The sequence below is a fragment of the Paracoccus sp. KKT209 genome, assembly GCF_055635455.1.
In genome coordinates this window covers 488743-506397 of the sequence record NZ_CM145758.1, presented here as the reverse complement: position 1 = coordinate 506397, position 17655 = coordinate 488743, and the positions used below count along the sequence as shown (strand labels likewise).

Below are 17655 nucleotides of genomic sequence, written 5' to 3'. Positions count from 1 at the left end.
CCACGAAGGACGCCGGAACCGCCCCCCTTGCCGGGGGCGGTTTTGCGTTGCAGCACCCTGCCACCCGCCCTATCGTCCGGGCGATGACAAGCAGGGGATCGGAAATGGCAATTCAATCGGTTGGCGTGATCGGTGCGGGTCAGATGGGCAACGGCATCGCGCATGTCTTTGCCGTTGCAGGCTATGACGTGGTGCTGACCGACATCAGCCAGGAGGCGCTGGACAAGGCCATCTCGCTGATCGACCGCAACCTGGAGCGCCAGGTCGGCCGCGGCAAGATCGCGGCCGAGGCCAAGGCCGCCGCCATGGCCCGCCTGCGCACCACGCTGAAGCTGTCTGACCTGGGCCAGACCGACCTGGTGATCGAAGCCGCGACCGAGCGCGAGACCGTCAAGCAGGCGATCTTCGAGGACCTGCTGCCGCATCTCAAGCCCGAGACGATCCTGACCTCGAACACCTCGTCGATCTCGATCACCCGCCTGGCCAGCCGCACCGACCGCCCCGAGAAATTCATGGGCTTCCACTTCATGAACCCTGTCCCCGTGATGCAGCTGGTCGAGCTGATCCGCGGCATCGCCACCGATGAGGCGACCTACAAGACCCTGCACGAGGTCGTCGAGAAATTGGGCAAGACCTCGGCCACCGCCGAGGATTTCCCGGCCTTCATCGTGAACCGCATCCTGATGCCGATGATCAACGAAGCCGTCTATACGCTCTACGAGGGCGTGGGGTCCGTCAGTTCGATCGACAGCGCGATGAAGCTGGGCACCAACCACCCGATGGGCCCGCTGGAACTGGCCGATTTCATCGGCTTGGACACCTGCCTGGCGATCATGAACGTGCTGCATGACGGGCTGGCCGATACCAAATATCGGCCCTGCCCGCTGTTGACCAAATATGTCGAGGCCGGCTGGCTGGGTCGCAAGACCGGCCGCGGTTTTTACGATTACCGCGGTGAAAGCCCAGTTCCGACGCGCTGAATGTCGCGATCAGACGGTCACGCCGCGGGAAATCGTTCTTGACTGAGCGGATAATCAACAACCCCGACAGGAGAGACCCATGACCAAGAAGATCCTTGCCGCTGCCGTCGCCCTGACGACCCTGACCTCGCTGCCCGCCTTGGCGCAGGACGCCGCCACCTGCGGCACGGTCCGCCTGTCCGATCCGGGTTGGACCGACATCACCGCCACCAACGGCGTCGCCTCGGTCCTGCTGAGCGCGCTGGGCTATCAGCCCGACATCGCCACGCTTTCGGTCCCGGTGGGTTACGAGGCGCTGAAGGGCGCGCAGACCGATGTCTTCCTGGGCAACTGGATGCCCGCGCAGGCGCGCTTCCGCGAGGATCTGGACGCGGCCGGTGGCATCACCGAGCTGACCCGCAACCTGGAGGGCGCCAAGTTCACGCTGGCGGTGAACCCCGCCGGGGTGGAGCAGGGCGTGGCCGATTTCGCCGACCTGGACGCCCATCGCGATGCCTTCGAGGGCAAGATCTATGGCATCGAGCCGGGCGCCCCGGCCAACCAGTCGATCCAGGCGATGATCGACGCCGATGACTTCGGGCTGGGCGACTGGCAACTGGTCGAAAGCGGCGAACAGGCGATGCTGGCGCAGGTCGCGCGCAACAGCGGCACGCCCACCGTCTTCCTGGCCTGGGCGCCCCACCCGATGAACGAGGCGATCGACATCACCTACCTCTCGGGTGGCGATGCGCAGTTCGGCCCCGATTACGGCGGTGCGACCGTCCACACGCTGGCCCGCGCCGAATGGGCCGAAACCTGCCCGAACGCCGCGCGCCTGTTCAGCCAGCTGGTCTTCGACGTGCCGATGGAAAACCAGCTGATGGGCAAGATCCTGGATGACGGGATGGCGGCCGAGGATGCGGCCCGCGACTGGATCGCCGCCAATCCGCAGGCGATCGAGCCCTGGCTGGAGGGCGTGACGACGCTGGACGGGCAGCCTGGCCTGGATGCGGTGCAGTCGGCGGTCCAAGGCTGAAGATGCGGCCCAATATCCTGATCCTCATGGCCGATCAGCTGTCGGGGGTGCTTTTCCCCGACGGTCCGGCCGATTTCCTGCACGCGCCGAACCTGAAACGGCTGGCCGAACGCTCGGCCCGGTTCGCCAACACCTACACGGGCAGCCCGCTCTGTGCGCCCGGCCGGGCCAGCTTCATGTCGGGCCAGCTGCCGCGCCGCACCCGCGTCTATGACAATGCGGCGGAATTCGCGTCGGACATCCCGACCTATGCACATCACCTGCGCCGGGCGGGGTGGCACACCTGCCTGTCGGGCAAGATGCATTTCGTCGGCCCCGACCAGCTGCACGGGTTCGAGGAGCGGCTGACCACCGACATCTATCCCGCCGATTTCGGCTGGACCCCGGACTATCGCAAGCCGGGCGAGCGGATCGACTGGTGGTATCACAACCTCGGCTCGGTCACCGGCGCGGGCGTGGCCGAGATCACCAACCAGCTGGAATATGACGACGAGGTCGCCTATCACGCCTGCCGCAAGCTGTACGACCTGGCGCGCGGCAAGGACGACCGGCCCTGGTGCCTGACGGTCAGCTTCACCCATCCGCACGACCCCTTCGTGGCGCGGCGCAAGCACTGGGACCTGTATGACGGCATCCCGGAACTGGAACCGCCCGCGACCATCCCCTACGGGGAGATGGACCCGCATTCGCAGCGCCTGATGGAGGCCTGCGACTGGCGCGGGCTGGAGATCACCGACGACCATATCCGCCGCGCGCGGCAGGGCTATTTCGCCAATATCAGCTATGTCGACGACAAGATCGGAGAGATCTTGGACGTGCTGGAGGCGACGCGCCAGCAGGACACGATCATCCTGTTCCTGTCCGACCACGGGGAAATGCTGGGCGAGCGTGGCCTGTGGTTCAAGATGAACTTCTTTGAAGGCTCGGCCCGCGTGCCGCTGATGATCTCGGCCCCCGGCATGGCACCGGGGCGGGTCGATCAACCGGTCAGCACCATCGACGTGCTGCCGACGCTCTGCGATCTGGCCGGCCTGCCGATGGACGAGATCGCACCATGGACCGACGGCGTGTCGCTGGCGCAGGCCGGGCACCGCGGCCCGGTTCCGATGGAATACGCGGCCGAGGGCAGCATCACGCCGCTGGTCGCGCTGCGCGACGGGCGCTGGAAATACGTCGCCTGCCGCGCCGACCCCGAGATGCTGTTCGACCTGGACAGCGACCCGGACGAGCGGGTGAACCTTGCCGGCGATCCGGCCCATGCCGGCACGCTGGAACGGCTGCGGGCGCAGGCGGCGGATCGGTGGGATCTGGCCGCCTATGATGCCGAGGTGCGCCAGTCGCAGGCGCGGCGCTGGATCGTCTACGAGGCGTTGCGCAACGGCGCCTACTACCCCTGGGACCACCAGCCGCTGCAGCGGGCGTCGGAACGCTACATGCGCAACCACATGGACCTGAACGTGCTGGAGGACAACCAGCGCTTTCCCCGGGGCGAATGAGGCGACGGGGCCGGTTTGTGCCGGCCCCGCGCAAGGATCAGGCGTCGACCTTGTCGCCGCGCTTTTCCATGAACTGGTCGAACTCGGCCTTGTCCTTGGCCTCGCGCAGCTTGGCCAGAAAGTCCATGAACTCGCGGTGCTCATCCTCCAGGCGCTTCAGCGTCTGCTCGCGATAGGCGTCGAAGGCCGTGTTGCCGGTGGACTGCGCCACGTGACGCGGGGAATAGCTGCGTTTGCTGCATCCGAACATGCGTTTGCTCCAGATCATGTAGAACAGAAGGGCCAGGCCCACCGGCCAGAAGGCGATGAAGCCCAGGACCATGGCGGCGATCCAGGCCAGACGTCCGCGCTGGTCCAGCCAGTCGCGCCCGCGGGCCAGAACCTCGCCGAGACGCGGGCCTACGGGGGCTGGGCGAATCAGCTCAGGGGCAGTGTTCATCTGGTGTCTCCCAATGTTAATGTTAATCACATTTACATAAATGGGCAGGACACGGCCCCCTTCAAGAGCGCCATTGCAAAAATTCAGTCGGTGATCAGCCCCAGCCCGCGCAGATAGATGATCGCACCGCTTTCCAGCATCTCGGACGGGCCGACGGGGCTGCGGCAGCCCGGCTTGCCGCGGCTGAACAGTTCGACCACGCCATGGCTCAGCGCCCAGATGTGGTTGGCCACCATGCGCGATGGCGGGCGGCTTTCGGGCGGCAGGCGTGCCGCCAGCGCCTCGGCCCCGGCAACCAGCACGCCCTGCGCACGACCCGAGGCAGTCGCAAGGTCGGTATTTCCAGCGATCGAGATCCCGGATTCGAACATGGCCATGTAGTAGCCGGGCCGGTCCGACGCGAAGTCCAGATAAGCCTGCCCCATCCGCAGGAAGGCCGACAGCGGCCGGGGGCGGCCCCCGTCGAAGGCCGTTTCCAGCCGGGCGGCGAATTCGACAAAGCCCTGGCGTGCCACCTCTTCCAGCAGGTCGTCACGGCCCTTGAAGTGCCGATAGGGCGCCGCGGCCGAGACGCCGGCGCGCCGCGCGGCCTCGGTCAGGGTAAAGGCCTGCGGCCCCTGTTCCTCGATCAGCGCGGCCGTGGCCTCGACCAGCGCCTGACGCAGGTTGCCGTGGTGATAGGACTTGCGCTCGGGCACTACATGCCTTCGCCGAAGAAGTCCCCGACAAGGGCCTCCAGCGCGTCGGCCAGGGCCGCGGCTTGGGGGCCGGTCGTGGTGACCCGGATCTGGCTGCCGCGCGGGGCGGTCAGCATCAGCAGGCCCATGATGGAATCGCCCGACACGGACATGCCGTCCTTTTCGACCTGGGCCTGGGCGTCGAAACGCTCGACCACGTCGACGAATTTCGCGCTGGCGCGGGCGTGCAGGCCCTTGACGTTGATGATCGACAGATCGCGCGTCACCGCCCCGCTCATCGCGCGCGGCTTTCGCGATCCAGGACGGCCTCGACCGGCACATTGTAGGAGTTGATGTACTTGCGCCCCGCCTCCTTGGCAAAGCCCACCGCGTCGCGGACCGACAGGTGCCGCGACTTGGCCAGCTTGACCAGCATCGGCAGGTTGGCGCCATAAAGGATGGTCCGGTCCTGCACCGCGCAGGCCGGCAGCGACAGGTTCGACGGCGAGCCGCCGAACAGGTCGGTCACCAGCACCACCCCGTCGCCCAGATCGACCGCATCCGCGGCCGCCTTGATTTCCGCGGTCTTGGCCGCGCGGTCGTGATCATCCTCGATCGCGACGGCAGCGATTCCCACCTGCGGGCCCACGACATGTTCGACAGCGGACAGGTATTCCCGCGCCAAGCCGCCATGCGCTACGATGACTATTCCGATCAACGCGTTCCACCAAGTCCAAAAGCCCGCATCGTCATGACGCCTGCCTCTGCGCCGGTCGTGCCTCGCCCGTGGGCGATGCATCCCCGCCAGAATGCAGCGCCGTGCTCCGACGCTCGAGTTCCCTATGTCTTATTGACACCGGCCAGCCAGCATCCGCAAGCGCAACGGCCATCTTTTCCACCAAAGTGACGGAACGGTGTTGCCCTCCGGTACAGCCAAAGCCGATGGCCAGATGCGACTTCCCCTCCTCCATATGGGCGGGCAGCAGGAACTCGACAAGATCGCGGGTCTTGTCGAGGAAGTCGGCGAATCGCGGGTCGGCGCTCACATGGGCCTGGACCGCCGCGTCGCGCCCGTCCAGCGGCCGCAGGTGGGGCTCCCAATGCGGGTTCGCCAGAAACCGGCAGTCGAACATCAGGTCCAGCCCGCGCGGCACGCCGCGCTTGTAGCTGAAGGAATGCAGCGACACCGTCAGCCGGTGATCCGGCCGCAGGTCGAAGACGCGGGTCAGTTCCGCCTTGAGGTCGTGGGGCGACAATTCGGTCGTGTCGATCAGCACATCCGCGCGCACCCGGACTGGGGCCAGCAGGTCCGCCTCGGCCTGCACGCCCGCCATCGGCTCCTGGTCGGGCGTCAGCGGATGGCGGCGACGCGTCTCGTTGTAGCGGCGCACCAGCACATCGGCGCTGCAGTCCAGGAACAGCACCTCGGGCGCGTATTCCGGGGCGCGGGTCAGCCGGTCGATCAGCTCGATCAGGTTCGAGGCCGAGAAATCCCGGTTGCGCACATCCAGCCCCAAGGCCAGCGGCATCGGTCGCGCAGGGCCATCCAGCAGGCGCGGGATCAGCGACAGCGGCAGGTTGTCGATGGCTTCATAACCCAGGTCCTCCAGCACATTGATCGCCGTGGACCGGCCCGCGCCGGATGGGCCCGTGACCAGCACCAGCCGCTGGACGCCCCGGGCGGCGTCACCTTCTGCCTTGGCGGGATGGGGCATGCGACCTCCTTGTTTCCGACGACGGACGGGCGGCTAGGCCAGGCGATGTCCCAGCATCATCTGCCGCAGCGCAGCGTAAAGATGCGGCCGATAGGGACCCAGCACAAGCGAAACCCGGACCCCCAGCCATTCCTGATGCCGCAGCTGTGGCAGCCGGTCCGCTTCGGCCTGCCCCAAGTCGCAGGCCCAGGCCACCGGCACGGGCGGCGACGCCGCCGCCGACAGGATGCCGACGCCCCGCGCCTCGATCCGCCCCAGCAGCGGCAGGGGCGCCGAGGCCACCAGACGCCCCGCCGACAGGCGCAGGTCCGTGCGGTCATCGGCGACCAGCGCGGCCCCCACCGCCATCAGCTCCAGCGCCAGGCTGGACTTGCCGCTGCCCGAGGGACCCAGGATCATCAATCCCTGCCCCTCCAGCGCGATCGTCGTGGCATGCAGCTGGATCATGCGAATCACCTCCCCCTCATCCTGCCTCAGAAGGACTTAATTTTCTCTCCATGCCCGCCGGGCCCGACGCACAAATTGGCCTGATTGCGATAACATTCAACGTTAGCGCTAACTGTTTGCGCTGTCTTGTTTCCGGCCCGAACGCCCGTGTTATAGCCGATCCAGTGCCGAATGAACGGGCAGCCGCCCCACCCCAGCCACGGAGCCACCGACAATGACGACGCGTGTAAACCCCAACTGCCGACTTGAGGATCAGGGAATCGAGGGGCTGGGACGGGTTTATTACAACCTGCTGGAGCCGGCCCTGATGACCGAGGCGGTGGCCCGCGGCGAAGGCCAGCTGGGCCTGGGCGGCAGCTTCCTCGTCTCGACCGGCGCCCATACCGGCCGCTCGCCCAAGGACAAGTTCGTGGTCCGCACCCCGTCGGTCGAGGACGCGATCTGGTGGGACAACAACAAGCCGATGGCGCCCGAGGCCTTTGACCGCCTGCATGCCGATATGCTGGCGCATATGAAGGGCGGCGACTACTTCGTGCAGGACCTGTTCGGCGGCGCCGATGCCGACAACCGCCTCGACGTGCGCGTGGTCACCGAACTGGCCTGGCACGGCCTCTTCATCCGCCACCTGCTGCGCCGCCCCGCGGCCGAGGAACTGGCGTCCTTCGCGCCCGAATTCACGATCATCAACTGCCCGTCCTTCAAGGCCGATCCCGAACGCCACGGCTGCCGCTCGGAAACCGTGATCGCGATGAACTTCGACAAGAAGCTGATCCTGATCGCCAACACCGCCTATGCGGGCGAGAACAAGAAATCCGTCTTCACGCTGCTGAACTACCTGCTGCCCGAAAAGGGCATCATGCCCATGCATTGCAGCGCCAACCATGCGCCCGGCAATCCCGACGACAGCGCGGTCTTCTTCGGCCTCTCGGGCACCGGCAAGACGACCCTGTCGGCCGATCCCTCGCGCGTCCTGATTGGTGACGACGAACACGGCTGGTCCGACACCGGCATCTTCAACTTCGAGGGCGGCTGCTACGCCAAGACGATCAACCTTTCGGCCCAGGCCGAGCCCGAGATCCACGCCACCACCTCGCGCTTCGGCACCGTGATCGAGAACATGGTCTTCGACGCCGACAGCCTGGAACTCGACTTCGAGGACAACTCGATCACCGACAACATGCGCTGCGCCTATCCGCTGGAGGCGATCTCGAACGCCTCGCCCACCAGCCTCGGCGGCCACCCGAAAAACGTGATCATGCTGACCTGCGACGCCTATGGCGTGCTGCCGCCGATCGCGCGGCTGACCCCGGCGCAGGCCATGTACCACTTCCTCTCTGGCTTCACCTCCAAGACCCCGGGCACCGAAGTCGGTGTCAGCGAACCGACCCCGACCTTCTCGACCTGCTTCGGCGCCCCCTTCATGCCGCGCCGCCCCGAGGTCTATGGCAAGCTCCTGCAGGAAAAGATCGCCCAGCACGGCGCCAGCTGCTGGCTGGTCAACACCGGCTGGACCGGGGGGGCCTTCGGCACCGGCCGCCGCATGCCGATCGCCGCGACCCGCGCGCTTCTGGCCGCGGCGCTGGACGGCAGCCTGAACGACGTCCAGTTCCGCCGCGACCCGAACTTCGGCTTCGACGTCCCGGTCAGCGTGCCGGGGGTCGAGGACAAGCTGCTGGACCCGCGCCAGACCTGGGCCGACCCTGCCGCCTATGACGCGCAGGCCCGCAAGCTGGTCCAGATGTTCTGCGACAACTTCGCGCAATACGAAAACGCCATCGACGACGAGGTCCGCGCCGCCGCCATCGGCTGATCGGAACCGCGCCTCAACCAAAAAAGGCCGCGCAACCTGCGCGGCCTTTTCCTGTCTTGCCGGGCGGCCCTCAGGCAACCCGTCCACCAGCCGCTCAGCCGATGCGCCCGCCGCCCTGCCTGGTGATCGCCACGACCGACGGCCGGGTCGGCATGTCGTCGCGGAAATCCGGCCAGCGCGTGGACAGGTCCTCGTAATAGGACGGCCGCCCGAACTCCTCCCAGTCGTCGCCGCCATCGCCAGGATGCTGGACCGCCACGAAGAAGGTCGCCATGTCGGGCGTCATGCAGGGCCCGCACATCTCGGCCCCCACCGGCACCCGATAGAACAGCCGCGAGGTGCCGCGCGCCTCGCCTTCCGTGTCCAGCGCCCAGAGCCCGTCCGTGCGCCCGGTCTCGGAGGGCGAATTGCCGTCGGTCGAGATCCACAGCCGCCCATCCGCATCCACGGCGCAGTTGTCGGGCATCCCGAACCAGCCGTTCTCGGTCGTCGCGGTCGAGAAGGTCGCCCCCACCTCGGCAATCGACGGATCGCCGCACTTCACCAGGATCTCCCAGGTGCCGCGCGTGGCGGCCAGATCGCCGCCCTCCTCGATGATCTCGATGATATGGCCAAAGGCGTTCTCGGTGCGGGGATTGGCGGCATTGGCCTCCTCCCGCTTGGTGTTGTTGGTCAGCATGACATAGACATGGCCGTTCTCGGGGTTCGGCTCCACGTCCTCGGGGCGGTCCATGGGCGTGGCGCCCAGCAGGTCGGCGGCGCGCCGCGCCTCGATCACCACGTCGGCCTGGCTGGCAAAGCCGTTCCCGGCCGTCAGCGGCCCCTCGCCCTGGACCAGCGGCAGCCATTCCATGCCGCCCCCCTCGTCAAAGCGCGCCACATACAGCGTGCCCTCGTCCAGCAGGTCCATGTTCGCCGCCCGGTCGTCGGGATTGTAGCGCCCGGCCGTCACGAACTTGTAGACATAGTCGAACCGCTCGTCGTCGCCCAGGTAGAAGACGACGCGCCCGTCCTTGGACAGCGCGCTCTCCGCGCCCTCGTGCTTGAAGCGACCCAAGGCGGTGCGCTTCTTGGGGACCGCGTTCGGGTCCATCGGATCGACCTCGACCACCCAGCCGAAACGGTTCGGCTCGTTCGGCTCCTGCCCCAGGTCAAAGCGGCCGTGAAAGCGGCCCCAGTCGTAATTGCCGCCCGGCACGCCCAGACGCTCGTAATTGGCGGCCTCGGCATGGCCCTGCGGCAGCTCGCCCAGGAAATAGCCGTGAAAGTTCTCCTCGGCCATGATGTAGGTGCCCCAGGGCGTCACGCCCCCGGCGCAGTTGTTGATCGTGCCCAGCACCTCGCGCCCCGACGGGTCCGCGTTGGTCTGCAGGCGCGCATGGCCGGCGGCGGGACCGGTCAGCTGCATCGGGGTCTTGGCGGTGATGCGGCGGTTCATCCTGCCCTCGGGCAGGGCGCGCCACTTGCCGTTCTCGCGGCGGATCTCGATGATCGTGCCGCCATGCGCGGCCATCTCGACGTTCACGCGCGCCTCGGTCGCCGGGGCCACCACGACCTCGCCCGCCTCGATGGTGACGATGCCGGGGAACATCAGCTCCTCGTTGGTGTATTCGTGGTTCACCACCAGCAGGCCGTGATCCTCGGCGCCCTCCAGCGGGACAAACCCCACATAGTCGTTGTTATAGCCAAACTGCTTTTCCTGCGCGGCCTCGGACTGGTTCGCGGGGTCGAACTCGGGCGCGCCGGCCAGAACCTTGTCGCCCCAGCGGATCAGCACATCGGCGTCATAACCCTCGGCCACGTGATGGTCGGCATCGACGCCGGCGGTGACCTCGGGAAAATCAAAGGCCGATCCCTCGACCCGGCCCTTCACCTGCGCGGCATCCGCCGACATCAGCGCCATCGGGCTGACCGTGGCGGAAATGGCGGTCACCGCCATCGCGCCGCGCATGAAGCCGCGGCGCGAAAAACGCACGGCGATGATCTCGCCCATGGTCTGGTTGCGGGTCGGGTTCAGGCCGGGGCCGTCGGCCCGCTCAAGCTGGCTGTTCCGGAAAATGCCGCGAACCGGCTGGAAGTCGTCCATGACGCGCTCCTTGCTGATGGGATGCCCCGCCTGTCGGGCGGGGCTTCAGCGCGGCTTAGACCTTCTTCATGGCAGGGCCATCACAGCCCCGCGACGGTTCCGTGACAACCTGCGGGCGAAGTCACAGCCCCAGGCAGTGCCGCATGATCGCCTTCTGCGCGTGCAGCCGGTTCTCGGCCTCGTCAAAGATCACCGAATGCGGACCGTCCATCACCTCGCTGGTGACCTCGTCGTCGCGATGCGCGGGCAGGCAATGCATGAACAGCGCGTCAGGCCGGGCCTTCGCCATCAGCGCGTCGTTCACCTGGTATCCGCGCAACTGGTTGTGGCGCCGCTCCTTGGCCGATTGCGGATCATGCATGCTGACCCAGGTGTCGGTCACGACCAGGTCGGCGCCCACCACCGCCTTGTGCGGATCGCGCTCGATGGTGATCGGGCGCCCTTGCGCCGCGGCATAATCAAGGCAGGCGCGTTCCGGGTCCAGCGGCGGCGGCCCGGTAAAGGTCAGGTCGAACCCGAACTGCCCCGCCGCATGGGCAAAGCTTGCAAAGACATTGTTGCCGTCGCCCGACCAGACGACCTTCTTGTCGCCGATGGGACCGCGATGTTCCTCAAAGGTCATCACGTCGGCCATGATCTGGCAGGGATGGGTGCGGTTGGTCAGCCCGTTGATGACCGGCACGGTGGCATGCTCGGCCATCTCCAGCAGCGTCGCCTCCTCGAAGGTGCGGATCATGATCAGGTCGACATAGCGCGACAGCACGCGGGCGGTGTCGGCGATCGTCTCGCCATGGCCCAGCTGCATCTCGGATCCGGACAGGATCATCGTCTGCCCGCCCATCTGGCGCACGCCCACGTCAAAGCTGACGCGCGTCCGGGTCGAGGGCTTTTCAAAGATCAGCGCCACCATGCGCCCTGCCAGCGGCTGTTCGTCATCGGGCGTGCCCTTGGGGCGGTCGTTGCGGGCGGTCTTCATGGCGCGGGCCATGTCGATGATCGACCTCAGCGCCTCGCGGTCGGTGGTGTGGATATCCAGGAAATGGGTCATCTGTCTGTCTTTCGGCGATATCGGCCAAGCAAGCCTGCTTGCCACGGCGGGGTCAAGGGGGCGCAGCCTCCCTTCGCGGTTCTGGGCAGAAAGGATGCAGTTATCGTCGGCGCGTCATCACCCGGACCGGCCGGCCCGCCCCGTCGGGCAGGATCCGCTCGCCTGAAAATCCCGCCTTCTCATAGGCCCGGATCGCGCGCAGGTTCCCCGGATCGGGATCGATCGCCAGAACCGGGGCCCGCGCCAGCAGCAGGTCGCCCAGCGCGCGCAGCCACTCCCCGCCCCGGCCCATCCCCTCGGGCGCGCCAAAGACGTCGATCGCGATGGCATCGGCAGGCAGGTCCGCAAAATGCGGCGCCGGCCAGTGATGCGCGGGATAATGCTGCGCATATCCCAGCGGCACCTCCCCCTCCATCGCGATCAGCTGCGTCATCGCAGCCTCGTCCAGATCCTCGCGCAGCAGGCCCAGCTGATGCCGGGGGTCCGGCCACCAGCGGGCGACCTCGGGCCGCGCCAGCCAGCCGGCCAGCATCGGCAGGTCCCCCGCCGTGACGGGCCGGAACCCGATCTCAGGCGGCAAGGCTGGCCGCCGCCCGGTCCAGCCGCGCCACCGCCTCGGCGATCTCCTCATCGGCGATGTTCAGCGGCGGCAGCAGCCGCAGCGTGTCATCCGCCGCGGGCACGGTCAGGACCCGCTGGGCATAGCCCGCCTTGACCAGATCCGCAGGCGCCACGCGGCATTTCAGCCCCAGCATCAGCCCCTGCCCGCGGACGCCCTCAAAGACCTGCGGATGGGCCGCGACCAGCCCCTCCAGCTTCTGGCGGAACAGCGCGCCCTTGCGGTTCACCTCGGCCAGGAACGCCGGATCGGCCACGATCTCCATCACCCGCGCGCCCACCGCGCAGGCCAGCGGATTGCCGCCATAGGTCGACCCATGCGTACCCGCCACCATGCCCGCCGCGGCGGCTTCGGTGGCCAGCACCGCGCCCAGCGGAAAGCCCCCGCCGATGCCCTTGGCGACCATCATGATGTCGGGCGTGATCCCCGCGTATTCATGTGCGAACAGCCGCCCCGTCCGGCCCATGCCGCATTGCACCTCGTCCAGCACCAGCAGCGCGCCGGTCCGGTCGCACAGCTCGCGCAGCCCCTGCAGGCAGACATCGGGCAGCGGGCGGATGCCCCCCTCGCCCTGCACCGGCTCGACCAGGATCGCGGCGGTGCGCTCGCTGACGGCCGCCTTCAGCGCCTCGTGATCGCCAAAGGGCAGCACGCGGAACCCCGGCATCAGCGGGCCGAATCCCTTGACCATCTTCTCGGCCCCGGATGCCGCGATGGCCCCGGTCGACCGCCCGTGAAAGGCGCCCTCGAAGGTCAGGATCTCGATCCGCTCGGGGTCGCCTGCATGGTGCCAATGCTTGCGGATCATCTTGATCGCCAGTTCGGCCGCCTCAGTGCCCGAATTGGTAAAGAACACCGTGTCGGCAAAGGTGGCATCGACCAGCAGATCGGCCAGCCGCTCCTGCTCGGGGATCTGGTACAGGTTCGACACATGCCAGATGCGCTCCGCCTGCGCCGTCAGCGCGGCCACCAGATCGGGATTGGCATGTCCCAGCACATTGACCGCGATGCCCGCGCCCAGGTCCAGGTATCGCGTTCCGTCGGCGGTCAGGGCCCAGGCCCCCTCGCCACGTTCAAAGGCCAGGGGTGCGCGATTATAGGTCGGCAGGACGTGCGAAATCATGGCGGATTCCCCGAAATGTCAGAACAGGATGTGAAGGGCGGGCAGGATCGGACGGTGACGGAACGTCAACGTCGGGGACGGGCACGAAGGGCGGTCCGGGCGATCATGCCCAACGCCATAGCGCCAACGCCCCCTTGGCGCAATCACGCTTTCATCCGATAGCCGGTTTTCAGCCAGCGCAGCGCCAGCGCCAGGACCAGCACGACCACCGCCCCGCAGATCAGGAAACCGCGCAGCGGCGGCGCGTCGCTGACCCCGGTGACGCCGTATCGCGCCCCGTCGATCAGGTAAAAGACCGGGTTCCAGTGCGACAGCGTGTTGAAGGGCTCGGGCAGCGCATCGACCGAATAGAAGGTGCCCGACAGGAAACTCAGCGGCGTGATGATGAAATTGGTGATCGCCGCCATCTGGTCGAACTTCTGCGCCATGATCCCGGCCAGAATCCCCAGCCCCCCCATCAGCAGCGCCGCCAGCAGCACGAATCCCAGCGCCCACAGCGGATGGACGATGCCGCGCCCGGTCACCAGCACCATCCCGGTGCCGATCACCGTGGCCACCAGCCCCGCCCGCACCACCGACCCGCTCAGGTAACCGGCCAGCAATTCGCCCCCCGACAGGGGCGGCATCAGCGTGTCGACGATATTGCCCTGCACCTTGGCCGCGGTGATGGAACTGGACGTATTGGCAAAGGCGTTCTGGATCACCGTCATCATCAGGATGCCCGGGCCCAGGAAGACCAGGTAGGGCAGGCCCATGATCTCGCCCCGTCCCTGGCCCAGCGCCAGCGCGAAAACCACCACGAACAGGCCCGCCGTCATCAGCGGCGCAAAAATCGTCTGCTGCCACACCGCCATGAAGCGCATGACCTCGCGCGTGGCCAGGGTCCGCAGTCCCAGCCAGTTGACGCGGCCAAAGCGGCGCACGCCCATGGGCCGGTCCGGGACCCTCTCTGCGGGGGCGGGTTCGGCGATCGTCCGGAAGGTCATCTGGCGGTCCTTGAATTTCTGCGCTTCGGCGGCTAAATCTCGGCATCCCGTTTCTGACGGGACCAATCGAAGGTTTCAAGATGGGGCGGCAGGTCAGACCCGCCCGGAAAGGCAGCCATGTCCTGGACGGATGAACGTGTCGAGACGCTGAAGCGCATGTGGTCCGAGGGTCAGTCGGCCAGCGCCATCGCCAAGGAACTGGGCGGGGTGACCCGCAACGCGGTCATCGGCAAGGTCCACCGCCTGGGCCTGTCGAACCGCAACGACGAGGTCGAGGCCGCACCCGCGCCCCAGCCCGCCCCCGAACCCGTGGCCGAGAAGAAGGCCCCCAAGCCCGCGCCCCAGCCGGCCGCGGCCAGCGCCGCCCCCGCGCCCCAGCCCGCCGAACGCCTGCCCGAGCCCGAGCCGATCGAGCCCGCCGCCGTGCAGCCGACCTTCACCCCCGTCCCGCGTCGCCCGATCGTGCCCGCGGGCCAGCCCCTGCCGCCGCAGCCCTCGGCCAACGAGATCTCGCCCGAGGCGCTGGCCTCGGTCCGCGAGGTCGAAAAGCGCGCCCGCAAGCTGACCCTGATGGAACTGACCGAGCGGACCTGCAAATGGCCCATCGGCGACCCGGCCACCGACAAGTTCTGGTTCTGCGGCCTGCCTTCGGTCGCGGGCAAACCCTATTGCGAGGCGCATGTCGGCGTCGCCTTCCAACCGATGAGCTCGCGCCGCGACCGTCGTCGCTGACCTTTTCGCCAGACCAGCCTCCGGGCATGACAAAGACCGCCCCTTCGGGCGGCCTTTCGCGTCCTCGGGGCCGGTGCCCGGCGTCACCGCCGGTTGCCGGGGAACCACATCCCCATCCAGGCATCGGTCCAGGCCTTCTGCCATTCCTGCATCATCTGGGTCTGGGTCTTGTTCATCTCGGACATCATCTGTCCGCGCGCCGCGCCGGTCATGCTGTTGGCAGCCGACCGCCAGGCGCTCATCCATGGGTTCTTCATGTCATTCTCGCTTTCGGGGTGAGGGGAATTCCGGACACAACCCTCATGGGCGGCCAGGGTTCCGCCCGCGGCCCGTCCCGCCCCTTGCCGCATCCCTTGACGATCCGTTAACAGAGGGGCCGCAAGCGGTGTACGCGCGGTGTACGCCCCGTGCCTCCCCGGTGCCCGCCCCGTGCGCCCCCCTTCGGCCAGCCTTTGCTGGCCCCGACCCCGCCCCAGTCGCCGACCGTTGCGCGCACCGGCCCTGCAACGCGCGCCAGACTTTCCAACCCCGCGCAACAGGGCTAGAGATGCGCGACCCCGAAAGGACGCATGCCATGGCCCGCCACCTCATCACCTCCGCCCTGCCCTATATCAACGGCATCAAGCATCTGGGGAACCTCGTCGGTTCCCAGCTGCCGGCCGACCTTTATGCGCGCTATCTGCGGGCGCGGGGCCACGAGGTGATGTTCATCTGCGCGACCGACGAACACGGCACCCCCGCCGAACTGGCCGCCGCCAAGACGGGCGAGGCCGTGGCCGATTACTGCGCCCGGATGCATGCCGAACAGGCGCGCCTGGCCCAGGGCTTCGGCCTCTCCTTCGACCATTACGGCCGCTCCTCCAGCGACCGCAACCGCACCCTGACCCAGCATTTCGCAGGCCGCCTGGCCGATCAGGGCTATATCCGCGAGGTCGTTGAAAAGCAGGTCTATTCCCATGCCGATGGCCGTTTCCTGCCCGACCGCTACATCGAGGGCACCTGCCCCAATTGCGGCTATGACAAGGCCCGCGGCGACCAGTGCGAGAACTGCACGAAACAGCTGGACCCGACCGACCTGATCGACCCGCGCAGCGCCATTTCCGGCTCGACCGACCTTGAGGTGCGCGAGACCAAGCACCTCTACCTGCGCCAGTCCGAGCTCAAGGACGAGATCGCCGCCTGGATCGACGCCAAGGCCGACTGGCCGATCCTGACCACATCCATCGCCCGCAAATGGCTGAACGACGGTGACGGGCTGCAGGACCGCGGCATCACCCGCGACCTGGACTGGGGCGTGCCTGTGAAACGCGGCGATGCCCCCTGGCCGGGGATGGAGGGCAAGGTCTTCTACGTCTGGTTCGACGCGCCCATCGAATATATCGCGGCCACCGCCGAATGGGCCGACGCGGGCGGTCTGGACGAGGCCGCCTGGCGCCGCTGGTGGCGCCTGGACGAAGGCGCCGGGGACGTGACCTATACCCAGTTCATGGGCAAGGACAATGTGCCCTTCCATACCCTGTCCTTCCCCGCGACCCTGATCGGCTCGGGCGAGCCGTGGAAGATGGTCGACTACATCAAGTCCTTCAACTACCTGAATTATCAGGGCGGACAGTTCAGCACGTCGCAGGGCCGCGGCGTCTTCATGGACCACGCGCTGGACATCCTGCCGGCCGACTACTGGCGCTGGTGGCTCTTGTCCCACGCCCCCGAATCCGGCGACAGCGAGTTCACCTGGGAGAATTTCCAGCAATCGGTGAACAAGGACCTGGCCGATGTGCTGGGCAACTTCGTCAGCCGCATCACCAAGTTCTGCCGCAGCAAGTTCGGCGAGGTCGTCCCCGACGCCCCCGCCTACGGCCCCGAGGAACAGGCCCTGACCGAGGCACTGACCACCCGCATCCGCGCCTATGAAGGCAACATGGAGGCGATGGAAGTCCGCAAGGCCGCCTCCGAACTGCGCGCCATCTGGGTCCTGGGCAACGAATACCTGCAATCCGCCGCACCCTGGACGGTCTTCAAGACCGACCCGGAGCGCGCGGCCATGCAGGTGCGCATGGGCCTGAACCTGGTCCGCCTCTATGCCATCCTTTCGGCGCCCTTCATCCCCTTCGCCTCGCGCACCATGCTGGAGGCGATGGCCGTGACCGACGCGCCTTGGCCCGCGGATGTCGCCGCGGCCCTGTCCGCCCTGTCCGCAGGCCACGCCTTCGCCGTCCCCGAAGTTCTCTTCGCCAAGATCGACGACGACAGCCGGACCGCATGGGAAGAGCGCTTCAGCGGCACCCGCGCCTGAAGCCCATCGGGGACGGCGGCCCCTCTTGCCGCCCCCGTTCGCCGGCGCCATGGCCGGCACGTGACCCAGGCAAGTGGCTTTCCCCTCTGGCTGCGGACCCCAGGTACCTCGCGCCCGTCGCCGGATCGGCCGGTGGACTTTCCCCCCTCGGCCGGGTTTAGTCGGGCCGACAAGGAAAGACGGAGACGC

18 protein-coding genes are annotated in these 17655 nt (G+C 67.5%); 6 read left to right on the top strand and 12 right to left on the bottom strand.

Annotated elements, in window-relative coordinates:
* Window positions 1–104 precede the first annotated feature (104 nt).
* The 3 genes from ACZ2G3_RS02525 to betC all read left to right on the top strand — a co-directional run bounded on the left by ACZ2G3_RS02525 (window position 105) and on the right by betC (window position 3491).
* Entirely contained in the window at window positions 105–980 is an 876-nt protein-coding gene (locus tag ACZ2G3_RS02525) for a 3-hydroxybutyryl-CoA dehydrogenase (RefSeq protein ID WP_419270191.1), read from the top strand.
* A gap of 79 nt (window positions 981–1059) precedes the next feature.
* Complete coding sequence (gene choX, locus ACZ2G3_RS02520) at window positions 1060–1995, top strand: choline ABC transporter substrate-binding protein (protein ID WP_470397451.1); 936 nt, start codon at window positions 1060–1062, stop codon at window positions 1993–1995.
* A gap of 2 nt (window positions 1996–1997) precedes the next feature.
* A complete protein-coding gene (gene betC / locus ACZ2G3_RS02515; RefSeq protein WP_470397450.1) occupies window positions 1998–3491 on the top strand; it encodes a choline-sulfatase in 1494 nt (497 codons plus the stop codon).
* Window positions 3492–3528: 37 nt separating this feature from the next.
* Here the strand turns inward: betC and ACZ2G3_RS02510 are convergent, their stop codons facing one another.
* From ACZ2G3_RS02510 to ACZ2G3_RS02485, 6 genes are all read right to left on the bottom strand, one after another.
* On the bottom strand, window positions 3529–3930 hold the full coding sequence (locus ACZ2G3_RS02510) for a DUF2852 domain-containing protein (RefSeq protein WP_470397448.1): 402 nt from the start codon (window positions 3928–3930) through the stop codon (window positions 3529–3531).
* An 83-nt stretch (window positions 3931–4013) separates the two neighbouring features.
* Complete coding sequence (locus ACZ2G3_RS02505; RefSeq protein ID WP_470397446.1) at window positions 4014–4628, bottom strand: TetR/AcrR family transcriptional regulator; 615 nt, start codon at window positions 4626–4628, stop codon at window positions 4014–4016.
* The gene (locus tag ACZ2G3_RS02500) at window positions 4628–4906 is read right to left on the bottom strand and encodes an HPr family phosphocarrier protein (protein ID WP_419270183.1); all 279 of its coding nucleotides are present in this window, start codon (window positions 4904–4906) and stop codon (window positions 4628–4630) included. Before ACZ2G3_RS02500 ends, ACZ2G3_RS02505 begins: the two co-directional genes overlap by 1 nt.
* Window positions 4903–5325: a PTS sugar transporter subunit IIA domain-containing protein gene (locus ACZ2G3_RS02495; protein WP_111299734.1), complete on the bottom strand. Its 423-nt coding sequence runs from the start codon at window positions 5323–5325 to the stop codon at window positions 4903–4905. Before ACZ2G3_RS02495 ends, ACZ2G3_RS02500 begins: the two co-directional genes overlap by 4 nt.
* Window positions 5326–5356: 31 nt before the next feature.
* Window positions 5357–6322: an RNase adapter RapZ gene (gene rapZ / locus ACZ2G3_RS02490; RefSeq protein WP_470397444.1), complete on the bottom strand. Its 966-nt coding sequence runs from the start codon at window positions 6320–6322 to the stop codon at window positions 5357–5359.
* Between the two features lie 33 nt (window positions 6323–6355).
* The gene (locus tag ACZ2G3_RS02485; RefSeq protein ID WP_419270178.1) at window positions 6356–6769 is read right to left on the bottom strand and encodes an HPr kinase/phosphorylase; all 414 of its coding nucleotides are present in this window, start codon (window positions 6767–6769) and stop codon (window positions 6356–6358) included.
* 214 nt (window positions 6770–6983) lie between these two features.
* Between ACZ2G3_RS02485 and ACZ2G3_RS02480 the strand changes: the two genes are divergently transcribed.
* Window positions 6984–8579 carry a phosphoenolpyruvate carboxykinase gene (locus tag ACZ2G3_RS02480; protein ID WP_470397442.1) on the top strand — a complete coding sequence of 532 codons (1596 nt, stop codon included), beginning with the start codon at window positions 6984–6986 and terminating at the stop codon, window positions 8577–8579.
* Window positions 8580–8673: 94 nt separating this feature from the next.
* On the opposite strand, the gene ACZ2G3_RS02475 is transcribed toward ACZ2G3_RS02480, so the two are convergent.
* From ACZ2G3_RS02475 to ACZ2G3_RS02455, 5 genes are all read right to left on the bottom strand, one after another.
* Window positions 8674–10665 carry a PhoX family protein gene (locus tag ACZ2G3_RS02475; RefSeq protein WP_470397440.1) on the bottom strand — a complete coding sequence of 664 codons (1992 nt, stop codon included), beginning with the start codon at window positions 10663–10665 and terminating at the stop codon, window positions 8674–8676.
* Window positions 10666–10786: 121 nt separating this feature from the next.
* Complete coding sequence (argF, locus tag ACZ2G3_RS02470) at window positions 10787–11713, bottom strand: ornithine carbamoyltransferase (RefSeq protein WP_419270172.1); 927 nt, start codon at window positions 11711–11713, stop codon at window positions 10787–10789.
* Between the two features lie 100 nt (window positions 11714–11813).
* The gene (locus tag ACZ2G3_RS02465) at window positions 11814–12293 is read right to left on the bottom strand and encodes a GNAT family N-acetyltransferase (protein WP_470397439.1); all 480 of its coding nucleotides are present in this window, start codon (window positions 12291–12293) and stop codon (window positions 11814–11816) included.
* Entirely contained in the window at window positions 12283–13455 is a 1173-nt protein-coding gene (locus ACZ2G3_RS02460; protein WP_470397437.1) for an acetylornithine transaminase, read from the bottom strand. Before ACZ2G3_RS02460 ends, ACZ2G3_RS02465 begins: the two co-directional genes overlap by 11 nt.
* Window positions 13456–13598: 143 nt before the next feature.
* Window positions 13599–14441 (bottom strand): ABC transporter permease, encoded by an 843-nt coding sequence (locus tag ACZ2G3_RS02455; RefSeq protein ID WP_470397436.1) that lies wholly within the window; start codon window positions 14439–14441, stop codon window positions 13599–13601.
* Between the two features lie 117 nt (window positions 14442–14558).
* On the opposite strand from ACZ2G3_RS02455, the gene ACZ2G3_RS02450 reads away from it, so the two are divergent.
* On the top strand, window positions 14559–15173 hold the full coding sequence (locus ACZ2G3_RS02450) for a GcrA family cell cycle regulator (RefSeq protein WP_470397434.1): 615 nt from the start codon (window positions 14559–14561) through the stop codon (window positions 15171–15173).
* 83 nt (window positions 15174–15256) lie between these two features.
* Here the strand turns inward: ACZ2G3_RS02450 and ACZ2G3_RS02445 are convergent, their stop codons facing one another.
* Entirely contained in the window at window positions 15257–15415 is a 159-nt protein-coding gene (locus ACZ2G3_RS02445) for a hypothetical protein (RefSeq protein ID WP_470397432.1), read from the bottom strand.
* 332 nt (window positions 15416–15747) lie between these two features.
* Between ACZ2G3_RS02445 and metG the strand changes: the two genes are divergently transcribed.
* The gene (metG, locus tag ACZ2G3_RS02440) at window positions 15748–17466 is read left to right on the top strand and encodes a methionine--tRNA ligase (RefSeq protein ID WP_470397430.1); all 1719 of its coding nucleotides are present in this window, start codon (window positions 15748–15750) and stop codon (window positions 17464–17466) included.
* Window positions 17467–17655: the final 189 nt, after the last annotated feature.